Source organism: Vibrio sp. 2-1-2a, from assembly GCF_032648565.1.
Classification (GTDB): Bacteria; Pseudomonadota; Gammaproteobacteria; order Enterobacterales; family Vibrionaceae; genus Vibrio; species Vibrio diabolicus.
Genome location: NZ_WBOH01000004.1, coordinates 514,654 through 529,361, shown reverse-complemented (window position 1 = coordinate 529,361; position 14,708 = coordinate 514,654). Strand labels below are relative to the sequence as shown.

Below are 14,708 nucleotides of genomic sequence, written 5' to 3'. Positions count from 1 at the left end.
AGCGACAATACTTATGACAAATAGCGATGAGAGGCACAAAAAGAAGAATAAGCGCGACTGGAGGGAGAAGGTGAGAGCATAAAAAGCGCAACGAGCATGTCGTTGCGCTAGAAGGTTTCGGTGCAGATGAGCTTACTCTGGCACAATCCAGTCCACTTTCCAGTGGCCAGTTGCTGGCGCGATCGCGTCTTGCAGGAATGGCAGAATCTCTTTCATCTGGCTTTCCAGTTTCCACGGCGGGTTAATCACAATCATGCCGGATGCCGTCATGCCGCGCTCGTTGGTATCGGGTGCGACACCTAACTCGATTTGCAGAATTTTACGAATGCCCAGTGCTTCCAGGCCTTCGATCATATCTTCGATGTCGTGACGGTTTACCACTGGGTACCAAATCGCGTAGATACCGGTTGCCCAACGCTTATGGCTCTGATGAATCGCGCGCACTACATCGCGGTACTCTTTCGCGAGCTCGTATGGTGGGTCAATCAGCACCAAACCACGACGCTCTTGTGGCGGTAAGCTTGCTTTTAGGCGTTGGAATCCGTCCTCTTTGAAGATGCTCACTTGGCGATCGCGATGGAATTCTTGCTCTAACAATGGGTGATCGGCTGGGTGCAGCTCCGTCAGCACCATGCGATCTTGTGGGCGGATTTGCGCGCGCGCCACACGTGGTGAGCCTGGGTAGTAACGCAGCTTCTCGCCGTTGTTGAGCACTTTGATGGCATCGATGTAGCTTTTGATGTCTTCAGGAATATTTGGGTTATCCCAAATACGCGCGATGCCTTGTTTGTATTCGCCCGTTTTTTCAGACCATTCGTGAGTCAGATCGTAACGGCCCACACCCGAGTGGGTATCGTGATAAACGAATGGTTTATCTTTTTGTTTCAGCGCATCAAGAATGAGGCTTTGAACGATGTGTTTGACCACGTCGGCATGGTTTCCGGCGTGGAAGCTGTGGCGGTAACTTAACAAATTAAACTCTCGAAACACTCTTTGGCTGAGTGTGGTCTGTGATTTTCACTCTATGGCGGTATTATACTCAAGTAACTTAAAGATGTAGAACTTCCAATCAAATCTGTTCCTCTGATAAGGGGACGCTATTGAAATTTCTTTAAGTCACCCACACTTACTATTGGTAATCGAATTGAACTAGGTGAGTTTCTCGTGCTCAAAGAGTGTGAAATCTCATTTAGGTATAACAAGACTCAAGGACAGAGTAGCGCTCGTTGACTATATGGTCATCGCAGCATAGAGAAAGGGAACGGAGCTCCCCTAATCCATGTTGCTGGCTCGTCTGTACATTGAGTTGGCCTATCTACACAAAATAGACAGGCAATCACAGAGTCAAAACACAAAAGGAATTATTCATGTCTAATCCTCTTCTGACGTTTACGGACTTACCTCCGTTTTCTCAAATTAAACCAGAACACATCAAGCCAGCCGTTGAACAAGCGATTGCTGACTGCCGAGCGAAAATCGATGAAGTTCTAAAAGATAATGCTCACCCAACTTGGGACAGTGTGATTGCGCCAATTGAAGAAGCGGATGACCGCTTAAGCCGCATTTGGTCGCCAGTGGGTCACATGAACTCCGTGGTGAACAGCGAAGATCTGCGTGAAGCGTACGAAAGTTGTTTGCCAATTTTGTCGGAATACGGCACTTGGGTTGGTCAGCACAAAGGCCTGTACGAAGCGTACAAAGCGATTAAAGCCAGTGATGCATTCGCAACGCTGACTCGCGCTCAACAAAAAACCATCACCGATGCGTTACGAGACTTTGAGCTATCGGGTGTTGGTTTACCATCCGATGAGCAGCACCGTTACGGCGAAATCAGCAAGCGCATGTCTGAGCTCAGCTCTAAATTCTCTAACAATGTACTGGATGCCACCATGGGTTGGACCAAGCACATCACGGATGAGAAAGACCTTGCTGGCATGCCAGAATCGGCGCTGGCAGCAGCGAAAGCCGCGGCAGAAGCAAAAGAGTTAGATGGTTACCTCATTACGCTGGATATCCCATCTTACCTACCTGTCATGACGTACTGCGACAACCAAGAGTTGCGCAAAGAAGTGTACGAAGCATACGTGACGCGCGCCTCTGATCGCGGTCCAAATGCTGGTAAGTGGGACAACTCAGAAATCATTACTGAGCAACTGAGACTGCGTCACGAAATTTCACGCATGTTGGGTTTCAATACTTACAGCGAGAAATCGTTAGCAACGAAAATGGCCGAAACGCCAGATCAAGTGTTGGGCTTCTTGAATGACCTAGCGACACGTGCGAAACCACAAGGTGAACGTGAAGTCGAAGAGTTGCGTCAGTTTGCGAAAAGTGAGTTTGGCGTTGAAGAATTGAATGTGTGGGATATTGCTTACTACAGCGAGAAACAAAAGCAGCACTTGTTCCAAATCTCGGATGAAGAACTGCGCCCGTACTTCCCAGAATCAAAGGTTGTCAGTGGGCTGTTTGAAGTGCTAAACCGCGTGTTTGGCATGACAGTTACTGAGCGCGAAGGCGTGGACACTTGGCACGAATCTGTGCGTTTCTTCGATATCTTTGACGCTGAAGGCGCACTGCGTGGCAGTTTCTACCTAGATCTCTACGCACGTGAGCACAAACGTGGTGGTGCGTGGATGGATGACTGTCGTGGTCGTCGTATTACGCTCTCTGGTGAACTGCAAACGCCGGTGGCGTACCTAACGTGTAACTTCAACCGTCCAGTGGGCGAAAAGCCAGCACTGTTTACGCACGATGAAGTTGTGACACTTTTCCATGAATTTGGTCACGGCATCCACCACATGCTGACGCAAGTAGAAACTGGCGCGGTATCAGGCATTAATGGCGTACCTTGGGATGCGGTTGAATTGCCAAGTCAGTTCCTGGAAAACTGGTGTTGGGAAGAGGATGCTCTGGCGTTCATTTCTGGTCATTATGAGACAGGTGAGCCGCTACCGAAAGCGATGCTAGATAAGATGCTCGCGGCGAAGAACTTCCAGTCGGCGATGGGCATTTTGCGTCAGCTAGAATTCGGTTTGTTCGACTTTACTCTGCACACCGAATACGACCCAGAAGTGGGTGCACGCGTTTTAGAAACGCTGGCGAAAGTGAAAGAGAAAGTCGCGGTGGTTCCAGCCGTTGAGTGGGCGCGCTTCTCGCACAGCTTTGGTCACATCTTCGCTGGAGGTTACAGCGCGGGTTACTACAGCTATCTGTGGGCTGAAGTGCTGTCGTCAGACGCGTATTCTCGCTTTGAAGAAGAAGGTATCTTCAACAAAGAAACGGGTCAAAGCTTCCTGAACAACATCTTAGAAATGGGTGGCAGTGAAGAGCCAATGGAGCTGTTTAAGCGCTTCCGTGGTCGTGAACCACAAATTGATGCGCTATTGCGCCATTCTGGTATTGCAGCGTAAGCGCACGCTGTCTTTTAAAAAATACTAGGGCCAACCATTCGGTTGGCCTTTTTTTGTCCATTTTTTATAAAAAATTCACGGATTCACACTGCGGTTAATTGGGTTCTGCAGCGATATCAATGTCTCCGTAGACTGAACCTCATCAATGGCTTGCAGCTTATCAATCAGCACAAATTGCAGTTCTTCAATCGATTTGCACATCAATTTGACGAATATGTTATACGCGCCCGTGGTGTAGTAAGCTTCAACGACCTCGTCGAGCGCGTTGAGTTTTTCTAGCGCGGAATGGTAATCGCGAGCTGCGTTTAGGTTAATACCAATGAAGCAGCACACATCGTAGCCGAGCTTTTTGGTATTTACGATCACCTCCGTTCCTTCGATGATGTCAGCCGATTTCATCTTCTCAATACGCACATGGATAGTGGCAGGGCTGACATCGAACTGCTTTGCCATTTCTGCGTAGGGCGTTCTGGCGTCAGCCATCAGTGTTTTTAATATTGCGCGGTCAAGGTCGTCGAGTTTCGGCAGGCTCGCATTCATACTATTATTTCCGTTAGGGATAGAGTTTTACCTCCCTTTTATACTCATAGCGGATAGGATTCACAAGGTTTGGCAGGAGTAACTGCGGGTTAACTCCGAGCTATGGAGATAATGTGCAGCGTTTTCTGGTTATTGTCGCGCTATGTTGGAGCGCGTTTGCCGCGGCCTCAGATCCGAAAGTTTTGGTCGTGCACTCCTATCATCAAGGTTTTTTCTGGACGGATTCCATACAGCGAGGTATCGAGCAGCAATTGGGTGATCGATCGCTGGATATGCGCGTGCTCTATTTAGACTCGAAACGTAACCAGAGTGAGCAGTTTTTCGCTCAGCTTGAATCCTTATATCGTACGAAATTAAGCAAAGAACGATTCGATGCCATTTTAGTGAGCGACAACAACGCGCTTGAACTGATGCAGCGTTTGGCGCTAATCATCAAAGACACCCCGGTTATATTTAACGGCATCAACAATTATCATCCTTCTTTGCACCAATCCCTGAACGCAACAGGAGTAACAGAAGATGTCGATTTGGAGGCAAATTTAGCCCTCATAGAGCGCCTACACCCTGATTACACTCAAATTCTTATTGTCAGTGACCATTCCGTAACGGGAGAGGTATTACGCTATCAAATCGACGATTTTGTACATGAACATCCGCAATATCGCGACAAAATCGTGCAAGTTATTCCCGATAGTATCATTGACTTAAAGCAACAAGTGGCGAAGCTGAATAAAGATAAAGTCGTCCTGTTTTGGACCTATTACCGAGATAAACAAGGTGTGGTTGGCAGTGAACGTGACTGGATTGGCGTCAACAGAGCCTCAAATGCGCCGCTGTTTATGGTGCACGACATTGGCTTAGGGCACGGTGCGGTTGGTGGCGTGATCCAAAGTGGTTATCGGCATGGCATAGAGAGCGCTGAGATACTTGAGTTTGTGTTGGATAACCCTGACCAAGCTCTGCCAGCCGTGAAGAAAAGTGATTCTGAAATCAAGCTCGATTATCAAGCTGTAGTGCGCTGGGGGCTGGGTGCTGAGCAAGAGGTCTCTGCGGTATTTTTTAATAAACCGATGAAGTTTTCTGAGCGTTTTGCCAAAGAAATTCGCTTGTTTGGTAGCCTGTTTGTGGTGATGTCGGTGGTCATTTTGTTGATGGGTTACTATTTACAGCGGATGCGTCGCAGCGAGAGTGCCGCGCGAGAAAGCCAAGCCATCTTAGAGTCGATTTTTGATCAGAGCATGCAGTATATGGGCATTTTGGATGCCAACGGTGTACTTAAATCGGGCAACGATCACCTGCAATCTTTGCTGTATCACCAAGGGCTGCGTTTAGACCGACCACTTTGGTTTCATCCCAATTGGAGTGAGAAAGCACAATCGTTGCTTGAGGCGTATTTCCACGCGCCTCACCATCAAGTGTCGACGTTTGAGGCTGAAATTTGGAGTAAAGAGCACGGTACATTGGTGTTGGAAATTTCACTCAAGCCTTTTTCTCAGCAAGTAGGAAATCAAAAGCAATACTTGTTTGAAGCGCGCGATATCACTAGTCGTAAGTTGATGGAAGATAAGCTCTATCAACGCGAATCAACCCTGCGTAACTATTATGAGCAACAGCCTGTCATGATGGTGACACTTGACTGCAATAACCGCATTCAAGAAGTGAATCGATTTGCTCAACTACTCCTCGGCTACAAACCGATGGACATGCTCGGACACCGCCTAAGGGAGTTTTATTTTGATGACAAGGTACTGTTTCCTCGCCAAGTGCTATTGCAACCCAATCAACAGGTGCATGGGGTCTGGCGACGTGAAGTCGAGTATCGCCATGCAAATGGTCATCGTGTTTGGGTACGCGAGAACATTCGTCCACTGAGTGAATCTGATCAGCTGTTGATTGTGGGCGAAGATATTACAGAAACTAAACAGCTTTCCGAGAAACTGGAATATCAAGCGCGCTATGACTTACTGACAGGGACTTATAACCGAAACCACTTTGAACTAGAGCTCAAGACCGCACTGCGTGAGGTGGACAGCCATCGTCGCGTCCACGCCATGCTGTACCTCGACTTAGATCAGCTAAAAGTCCTCAATGATACGGTTGGGCATGATGCGGGTGACGCGGCGATTCAATTTTGCGCCAGCATGTTAGAGGAAGTGCTGCCATACAATTCCATCTTGGCTCGAATGGGAGGCGATGAGTTTGCGGTACTACTCAAAGATTGCGACGAATACGGCGCCATTAATATCGCTAAACTGATCATCTCGACGTTGAGTGAGCATCTCTTTATTTGGGAAGATACGCGCTTGTTCATCAGTTGTTCTATTGGTATTCGTATCATCGACCATACGGCAGAGACGCCGCAAATGGTGCACGCTCAAGCAGACTCTGCGTGTCATGCCGCCAAGGAGCAAGGCCGTAACCGCTACAATCTGTTCAGCTTAGATAACGAAGAGCTACAACGTCGCCAGATGGAAATGCAGAGCGTCAATTTGGTGCATGAGGCATTGTCGAATCAGCGTTTAGAGTTGTTTGCTCAACCGATCAAAAGCTTACAACAGCACGATGCTCAGATGTATTTTGAGATTTTAGTGCGCATTCGCAATGGATATGGTGATTATGTTTCTCCTGCACTGTTTATTCCGGCTTCCGAGCGCTACAACATTGCGCATTGGATTGATAAACAGGTCATTACTCAAACACTAGAATGGTTTGAGCAACGCCCGGAGGTGGTTGAAAAACTCGGTCGTTGTTCGATAAACCTTTCAGGTCAATCTATGGGGAATCAAGAGTTTATCGATTTCTTATTGGAGCGGTTGGAACGTTCGTCCATGCCGTGTGAAAAAATCTGTCTAGAAATCACCGAGACAGCGGCGATGAGTAATCTTGAGCAAGCCATTGAGCTCTTCACCAAGCTCAAAGCGCTGGGTTGCATGATTGCATTGGATGACTTTGGTTCGGGCTTGTCTTCATTTGGTTACTTAAAGAAACTTCCCGTTGATATTGTGAAAATTGATGGCCTTTTCGTGCGAGATATCAACGTAAATGAAATGGACCGTGTAATGGTTCGCTCGATCAATGACTTGGCAAAACAGCTAGGCAAAGTGACGGTGGCGGAGTTTGTCGAAAACGAACAAGTCATGCAGCATTTGATCGATCTTGGTGTGGATTATGGCCAAGGCTACGGTATTGGGCATCCTCAACCGCTTTCTGAGTTAGTTGAGCGACTGACGGCTGAGTAGTCTTGTCATATCAAGCTCAACCTAGCATTGAGAGGTAAATTAGGTATACACTCAGCGCCAGTTACCGCGATTTTTTATTGGAGCCTCCTTTTGCAACTGCAATTGATCTGTGAAGACCCGTCTCAACAACCTCATCTGGATGAACTGGCTGCGCGCTGGCAGCTTTCTCACACTGACGAGAGCGATTTTGCTTTGGTGCTGACCACCGAGCGTTTAGAGCTGCGTAAAGTGGATGAGCCAAAGTTGGGAGCTATCTTTGTCGATTTAATTGGTGGCGCAGTGGGACATCGCCGAAAATTTGGTGGTGGTAAGGGCCAAGCCATCGCAAAAGCCGCAGGTTTGAACAAAGGGGCAACGCCAACCGTTCTAGACGGCACGGCGGGGCTGGGACGTGATGCGTTCGTTTTGGCTTCGCTCGGCTGTAAGGTACAGATGGTGGAGCGACACCCGGTAGTCGCAGCGTTGCTGGATGACGGCTTAGCGCGTGCGAAACAAGACCCTGAAATTGGAACTTGGGTATCAGAGCGTATGTCGCTGATCCATGCCTCCAGTCATGATGCATTGGAACAGCTGGCACAAGATGAAGACTTTGTTCAGCCAGATGTGGTGTATCTCGACCCTATGTATCCGCACCCAGAAAACAAGAAGAAATCGGCGCTCGTAAAAAAAGAGATGCGCGTTTTTCAATCGTTGGTTGGCGCCGATTTGGACGCCGATGGTTTGCTAGATCCTGCCATGGCGTTAGCCACAAAACGCGTGGTGGTGAAGCGCCCAGACTATGCAAACTGGCTGAACGAGCAAAAGCCGACTATGGCGATTGAAACCAAAAAAAATCGCTTTGATGTCTATGTTAAAGCCTCAATGGCATAACTTCCTGACCGCTCAACTTTTCTTGTCACAGTACGGTGTATCGTGCTGTGATCAAGCCTCTCTTTCTGAATCGTTACTGATAGTTTTCTCTTGCTAATTTTCCTTCCTGACTGTATATCTAACTAAGAATTATTATTATTTCACTTGTTGTGATGCGGTCGATAATTGGGAAGCTGGAGTAGTAGAATGGCTAAACGCTTATGCAAAATGAGTCGTAAACAGATCGCGGCGGAGCTTGGCGACATCCATCGTTTAGTTGTCGCACCAAAGTTTGTTTGTCGCTCTTGCGCACGCTCTTCAGCGGCCAAAGATACCCTGTGTAAGCCAGCCGCTATTCCGCCGCAAAAATGCCAAGACAAGCCATTGAACGAGCAACAATCATGTGGCTTATTGGCTGAAGCGCTGCCAGTACAACCGATTCCTGTGACAACAAAACAAAGCAACGAAAAAGCCGCGATTGTGAAGCGTGTTGTTGAGCGCGTAAAAGAGAAAAAGCAAGCCGAAAAATCCCTGGATCCAGTAAGAACCGACGTACCAGTATGGTTTGATTTAGCGGATAAAAAATCGCTTAAGAAAGCGAAAAAAGCACTGAAAAAGCATTATAAGCAGCAGAAGAAGTTGTTAAAAGTAGCGAAAAAACAACAAAAGTTACTTAAGCGTCAGCGCAAGCTTGAAGCGCGCAATGCGAAGCTAGAAGTGTTGTTGCCAACGTCGCCCAAGGCGTTGATGAGCGCAAGCTCGCAAGTCAAAGTGCATTAATCTAATCCAAAAAAACGCTCTCCAGTTGGAGAGCGTTTTTTATTGTCGGTATGTGTGTTGGGAGCGGTCGCTTTACTTCTTGGCATAGCTCATTTCGACGCGCTTTTTCACCCAGGTTTCGTTAATCCATAGCGATAGCATGATGATCGCACCGCCAATGGCGAGTCGCATGACATCAACATCGCGGTTCCAAATCACAATGTTCACAATCAAACCCGCCGGAACCAATGCGTTGTTCATTACTGCCAGTGCACCTGCGTTCACCATGGTTGCGCCTTTGTTCCACGCGAAGTAACCAAAACCGGAAGCAATTAAACCAAGGTACGTCAGAATGCCCCATTGCGTTGCGGTGGTGGGTAGTTTGTCGAGGTTGCCCATCAGAGTGAAAGCCACGGTTGCTACACAAAGCGCACCTAAGTAGAAGTAACCAAACACGGTGTGTTGTGGCAAATCAACCGGTTCACTTTCCATGATGTATTTGTAGCCCACCTGACCAATGGCAAAACAGAGGTTTGCTCCTTGTACGACCAAAAAGCCCAGCAGGAAGTCTTCATTAATGCCTGCAAACTTAATCCAGGCTGCGCCAAATACAGCAATCGCCGCGGTAACCAAATACCAAGGTGAAAAGCGACCTTTCAAGAAGTCATAGATCAGCGTGACGTAAATGGGTGTGAATACGGTGAACAGCAATACTTCTGGCACGGAAAGGAGCAAAAAAGATTGGTAGTAGAAGCAGTACATCAGACCGAGCTGAAAGCCACCGACCGTCATCAGTTTCGCGATTAAGGATTTGCTAACGCCGCGGAATTTTAAAAAGGGAATGAAAACCAGACTCGCCAGTGCCACGCGCATGAACACCGAGAACCAAGAATCAACCTGACCAGCGAGGTAAACGCCGATCAGGCTAAATGAGAATGCCCAAAGTAGGGTAACTGCGGATAGATAAGCCATGGATGAGAATCTTTATCAACAACAAATGTGCCCGCAGTCTAACCAAGTTTTAACGTCGCGCCAATCAGTCTTTTAGCGGTACGACCAGCATATCGACTGGAGAGCAGTTAATCAGTTGTCGAGTCGAAGACAGAATCTTGCTCCAGAAATCTTGGTGATGACCACAAACCACCAAATCGATACTGTAGTCTTGAATGGTATCGCACAGCTCATTACTCAAATCGCCACTACCGACTAAAGTATGGGCAATTGGGTATTGCGCATATTCTGCGAAATTCGCCAATTGTGTGCGCGACGCTTCCATTGCTTGATGTTGCGCTTCTGCCATATTGATGTCGATAAGCCCGGTGTAGAGCTCTGCGTAGTTCACGTCGATGTGAATAAAAGAGACTTTCGCATCCAGAGGTTTAGCCAGTGATACGGCTTTTTTAATCAACACTTTACTGTCGTCTGACAGGTCGACTGCCACAAGTATGTGTTTGTAACTCATATTGCTATCTCCTTGTAAGGTCATAGTTTTAGATTAGCACTAACCCCCAAAAAAATTTGCTGAAGTGATCTCATATCAGTGTCGTAGGTACAAAGTCTTGTCTCAGTAATCATGTTATAGTGGCGTTATACCCAAGTGACTTTGAGATGCGGAGTTCAGCGCTCCGTTACTGACTATAGTTCAAGTAAAACCTTGCCTCTGATGTAGAGCAAGTCAATCTCGCGGCGTCGTTTATCTCGAGGTTACTTGGGTATATTGCATGCACATTAATAGGAGTTAACATGCTGTCTCAAACTATGGTCGAACAATTGAATGAGCAAATTAACCTAGAATTTTTCTCATCCAATCTATACTTACAAATGAGTGCTTGGTGTGAAGACAAAGGTTTTGAAGGTGCGGCTGAATTTTTACGCGCTCACGCCGTAGAAGAAATGGAGCACATGCAACGCCTATTCACCTACGTAAGTGAAACTGGCTCAATGCCAATTTTGGGCGCTATTGATGCACCAAAGCATGATTTTGCTAGCTTAGGTGATGTTTTCCGCGAGACCTTCGAACATGAGCAAATGATCACGGAAAAAATCAATAAATTGGCACATGTTGCATTTACTAGCCAAGACTACTCAACGTTTAACTTCCTACAGTGGTACGTGTCTGAACAGCACGAAGAAGAGAAGTTGTTTAAAGGGATTTTAGATAAGATCGAATTAGTAGGTGAAGATGGTAAAGCATTGTTCTTCATCGACAAAGATCTAGCACAAATGGCGAAAGAAGGTTCATCTTCAATCATGGATGCTCCAGCTGCGTAAACGCGTTTTTTGACGCTATAAGTAGCGGGTAAAGACGAAGCATTGATCGTCTTTTTCTCTTGAGCATTGTTGAAGATGTAGGGAGGAAAAGATGATCAGTGGAGACACAATCTTATTTGCGCTAATGGTGGTAACTGGAGTCAACATGATCCGGTATCTCACCGCTCTTCGTTCTCTAATTTACATCATGCGTGAAGCGCATCCGTTGTTATATCAGCAAGTTGATGGCAATGGCTTTTTTACCACCCATGGAAATGTCACCAAACAGGTGCGTTTGTTCCACTACATCAAAAGTAAAGAATATCACCATCACCACGATGAGATTTTTACTGGTAAGTGCGAAAGGGTGCGTGAGCTATTTGTTTTATCGACCGCTTTGCTCGGTGTTACCCTACTCGCGGCCTTCATTCTTTAAAGAATCAATAATCTAGCGAGTTAATCTCCTAGGATTGTACGGGTATGCATAGCGCTTACCGTTTAAGCGCTTTTCCCCTTCGAGATTTGTCGGTAGAATGTCGCGCCTAGAAAGCAAGGATGTGCAATGTGCACATCCTTTTTTATTTCGATTCGATCCCAATCAGTCTAAGAGCTACCGATGAGTAAGAAATTTGATGTTGTTGTAATTGGCGCAGGTGCAGCGGGTTTGATGTGTGCTGCAGAAGCCGGCAAGCGAGGCCGCCGTGTTTTGGTGCTCGATCATGCTAAAAAGCCAGGACGTAAAATCCTTATCTCAGGCGGTGGCCGTTGTAACTTCACTAATTACGACGTCTCAGCCAGCAACTACCTATGCCAAAACCCGCATTTCGTTAAGTCGGCGCTTTCTCAATACACCAACTGGGATTTTATCTCGATGGTGTGTAAGCATGGTATTGAATTTGAAGAGCGCGATCACGGTCAGCTGTTTTGTGTCGATGCGTTTACGGCTAAAGACATCGTGAAGATGCTGTTGGCTGAGTGTGACATGCCGAATATCGAGCAGCGTTACCAATGCGATGTTCACTCAATTGAGAAAATCGATGCGGGCTTCCGTCTGCATGCTGGCACTGAGATTGTCGACTGTGAGTCTTTAGTTATCGCAACCGGTGGCTTGTCGATGCCAAAACTGGGGGCGACACCATTTGGTTATAAAGTCGCGGAACAATTTGGTCTTCGAGTTATCCCAACCACGGCAGGGCTGGTGCCATTTACGTTGCATAAAGAAGACAAAGAAGACTTTGCTGAGTTATCTGGTATCGCGGTACCTGCGGAAATTACAGCTGAAGATGGCACCATGTTCAAAGAAGCCCTGTTGTTCACACATCGTGGTTTATCTGGCCCAGCCGTTTTACAGATTTCATCATTCTGGCGAGCGGGGCAAAAGGTGTCGATTAATCTGGTGCCAAACGATGATGTTGCCGAGTTATTAGAACGCAGCCGTGAAAAGCATCCGAATCAGTCGCTCAAAAATACGCTCGCTAAAGTGCTACCAAAGCGCTTGGTTGAAGTCTTGATTGAACGTAAAGAGCTGGTCGATAAACCGTTAAAGCAGTTCAATCAAAAGGAGCTTGCGGCGATTGTGGCGTGTTTAGAACATTGGGATATCGCCCCGAATGGCACTGAAGGCTACCGAACCGCGGAAGTGACACTAGGCGGTGTGGATACCGATCACTTATCTTCGAAAACCATGGAATGCAAAGACATCAAAGGGCTGTACTTCATTGGTGAAGTCATGGATGTGACTGGCTGGTTAGGGGGCTATAATTTTCAGTGGTGCTGGTCGAGCGGCTTTGTCGCGGGTCAGTGGGTGTAATCAAACGCTATACATCCGCATAAAAGATAAGATAAAAAAGAGCACTGAATCGTATTCCGTGCTCTTTTTATATTCTCATTGTATTCCCACAGCGAGTTACTCGTCTTGATACTTTTCGAGTTTGTTATAGAGCGTTTTAACGCTAATGCCTAATTCCTGCGCTGATTCCGTTTTATTGCCTTGATTCTCTTCAAGGGTATTGAGAATGGCGGCTTTTTCTAGCTCTTCTAGCGAAACGCCCGCTGGAACAAGGTCTTCGATGCTTGTGCCTGTTTCCAATGGTGGTGTATCGAATATCAGGTGTTCATCTCGGATGGTGTCGTCAGCCAAAATAAATGCACGCTCGATCGTGTGTTTGAGCTCACGGACATTACCTGGCCAATCGTGTGCAGCGATTTTTTGGATGGCAGAATCAAGAATGGTTTTGGTTTTAGCCTCATTTGCGTTGCGGTGCGCGATAAAGTGCTTAGCCAGACCGACGATGTCACCGCCTCGCTCTCGCAGCGGCGGTATCGTTAATGGGAAGTGCGATAAACGGAAAAACAGATCTTCACGCAGGAACTGCTCTTCAATGGCGACTTTAGGATCACGGTTGGTGGCGGCAATGATGCGAGTGTTGGCGATATGCACCGTATTACTGCCCACTGGGCGATACTCTCCGGTTTCCAACACACGCAATAGCTTCACTTGATGCTCGATAGGCATCTCGGTGATTTCATCTAAAAACAGCGTGCCGCCTTCTGCCTGTTTAAATACACCTTGGTGAGTTTTATTCGCTCCGGTAAAGGCGCCTTTTTCATGGCCAAACAGTTCACTATCGACCAATTCTGGGCTAATCGCACCACAGTTAATCGCGATAAAGGGTTGTTGCTTGCGATCACTGGCTAAATGAATGGTCTGTGCCACTAACTCTTTACCCGAGCCACTTTCTCCAACAATGAGGACGTTGGCTTCTGTTTTTGCGACGCGTCGGATCATGCGATAGAGCTGATGCATTGGCGATGAGGACCCCACCAAAAGGCCAAATTGGTCGAGATCGCTAGTGGACACTTTACGTCCTTGATCTTGTTTTTGCTGATAGTACTGGCTGACTTCGCTTAGGGTGTCCGTCAAAATGGCAATATCGACGGGTTTTCTGTAGTGAAAAATTGCACCTAAGTTCATTAGCTTATCCAAATTTTCGTTTGGAGCACCAGAGCTAATGATGATCAAGTCCATATCGTAGATGTCTTCGATATTAGAAAGGCGCTGGTAATCTGCGCTAGTAAAGTGGGCGACTTCAACAATCGCAACTTCCGGTTTGAGTTGTAGGAAATCTTCAATCCAACCATCTGCGGCATCGGTATTATGCAGACGAAATTTGTTCAGTTCCTGGCAAGAGGCGATAGCATCTTTAAGTGTCGGGTCTTGTATTCGTAGAAACAGGCTTGGCAACGACATAGAAATGTCCTCTTTACTATGACAGAAACAATGTACGTGGATTATTCTAAGTGCACAAGACAAAATATTGTCAGCAGAGATTTAAGGGTCTGTAGGCTATTTTAATTTTGTTGATCCTCTCTTGGTATATATCAGTAATAATTCTGATAAATATTGCTTCTTTATTCGGGTGTCTCACATTTTAAATAATAATTCTGCGATTAAGTGAAGTTGAAGAAATAATGTCTCATCTTTTATTGGCGTATTATGTAATTGATTGCGAAATTATTAACGATTAAAAATTACATTTCTTCTGTGTAAATAATTCATGCTTATATTTTCTTGTTCGTCTTATTTTTATCTCTTGTTTTATTATTCCTTTAAAAATAACAAGTTACAAACTTGGCACATGGTTTGCTACTATGGGAATAC

Annotated in this window: 12 protein-coding genes; 7 read left to right on the top strand and 5 right to left on the bottom strand. The window is 46.5% G+C overall.

Annotation, left to right across the window (positions count from 1 at the left end; translation table 11 throughout):
• Nucleotides 1–132: 132 nt before the first annotated feature.
• Complete coding sequence (locus tag F7Y48_RS14230) at nucleotides 133–972, bottom strand: 23S rRNA (adenine(2030)-N(6))-methyltransferase RlmJ (protein WP_005394390.1); 840 nt, start codon at nucleotides 970–972, stop codon at nucleotides 133–135.
• Between the two features lie 395 nt (nucleotides 973–1,367).
• Here F7Y48_RS14230 and prlC point away from each other — a divergent pair, with 395 nt between their 5' ends.
• The gene (gene prlC / locus F7Y48_RS14225; protein WP_316684818.1) at nucleotides 1,368–3,410 is read left to right on the top strand and encodes an oligopeptidase A; all 2,043 of its coding nucleotides are present in this window, start codon (nucleotides 1,368–1,370) and stop codon (nucleotides 3,408–3,410) included.
• A 75-nt stretch (nucleotides 3,411–3,485) separates the two neighbouring features.
• On the opposite strand, the gene asnC is transcribed toward prlC, so the two are convergent.
• A complete protein-coding gene (gene asnC, locus F7Y48_RS14220; RefSeq protein ID WP_005394393.1) occupies nucleotides 3,486–3,950 on the bottom strand; it encodes a transcriptional regulator AsnC in 465 nt (154 codons plus the stop codon).
• Between the two features lie 113 nt (nucleotides 3,951–4,063).
• Here asnC and F7Y48_RS14215 point away from each other — a divergent pair, with 113 nt between their 5' ends.
• The 3 genes from F7Y48_RS14215 to F7Y48_RS14205 all read left to right on the top strand — a co-directional run bounded on the left by F7Y48_RS14215 (nucleotide 4,064) and on the right by F7Y48_RS14205 (nucleotide 8,818).
• Nucleotides 4,064–7,189: an EAL domain-containing protein gene (locus tag F7Y48_RS14215; RefSeq protein WP_316684816.1), complete on the top strand. Its 3,126-nt coding sequence runs from the start codon at nucleotides 4,064–4,066 to the stop codon at nucleotides 7,187–7,189.
• Nucleotides 7,190–7,279: 90 nt separating this feature from the next.
• Nucleotides 7,280–8,059, top strand: coding sequence for a class I SAM-dependent methyltransferase (locus F7Y48_RS14210; RefSeq protein ID WP_005394395.1), 780 nt, complete (start codon nucleotides 7,280–7,282; stop codon nucleotides 8,057–8,059).
• A gap of 186 nt (nucleotides 8,060–8,245) precedes the next feature.
• Nucleotides 8,246–8,818, top strand: coding sequence for a hypothetical protein (locus F7Y48_RS14205; protein WP_048624591.1), 573 nt, complete (start codon nucleotides 8,246–8,248; stop codon nucleotides 8,816–8,818).
• 72 nt (nucleotides 8,819–8,890) lie between these two features.
• Here F7Y48_RS14205 and F7Y48_RS14200 read toward each other — a convergent pair whose 3' ends face one another.
• Nucleotides 8,891–9,769, bottom strand: coding sequence for a carboxylate/amino acid/amine transporter (locus F7Y48_RS14200; RefSeq protein ID WP_134647552.1), 879 nt, complete (start codon nucleotides 9,767–9,769; stop codon nucleotides 8,891–8,893).
• Between the two features lie 64 nt (nucleotides 9,770–9,833).
• Nucleotides 9,834–10,259, bottom strand: a complete 426-nt coding sequence (uspA, locus tag F7Y48_RS14195; protein ID WP_005379165.1) for a universal stress protein UspA — start codon at nucleotides 10,257–10,259, stop codon at nucleotides 9,834–9,836.
• A 281-nt stretch (nucleotides 10,260–10,540) separates the two neighbouring features.
• On the opposite strand from uspA, the gene ftnA reads away from it, so the two are divergent.
• The 3 genes from ftnA to F7Y48_RS14180 all read left to right on the top strand — a co-directional run bounded on the left by ftnA (nucleotide 10,541) and on the right by F7Y48_RS14180 (nucleotide 12,857).
• Complete coding sequence (gene ftnA, locus F7Y48_RS14190; RefSeq protein ID WP_005379167.1) at nucleotides 10,541–11,068, top strand: non-heme ferritin; 528 nt, start codon at nucleotides 10,541–10,543, stop codon at nucleotides 11,066–11,068.
• Between the two features lie 91 nt (nucleotides 11,069–11,159).
• A complete protein-coding gene (uspB, locus tag F7Y48_RS14185) occupies nucleotides 11,160–11,483 on the top strand; it encodes a universal stress protein UspB (protein WP_005394407.1) in 324 nt (107 codons plus the stop codon).
• A gap of 180 nt (nucleotides 11,484–11,663) precedes the next feature.
• Nucleotides 11,664–12,857, top strand: a complete 1,194-nt coding sequence (locus F7Y48_RS14180; RefSeq protein WP_182033383.1) for an NAD(P)/FAD-dependent oxidoreductase — start codon at nucleotides 11,664–11,666, stop codon at nucleotides 12,855–12,857.
• Nucleotides 12,858–12,953: 96 nt separating this feature from the next.
• Here F7Y48_RS14180 and F7Y48_RS14175 read toward each other — a convergent pair whose 3' ends face one another.
• Entirely contained in the window at nucleotides 12,954–14,297 is a 1,344-nt protein-coding gene (locus F7Y48_RS14175; RefSeq protein ID WP_104970018.1) for a sigma-54 interaction domain-containing protein, read from the bottom strand.
• Between the last annotated feature and the right edge of the window lie 411 nt (nucleotides 14,298–14,708).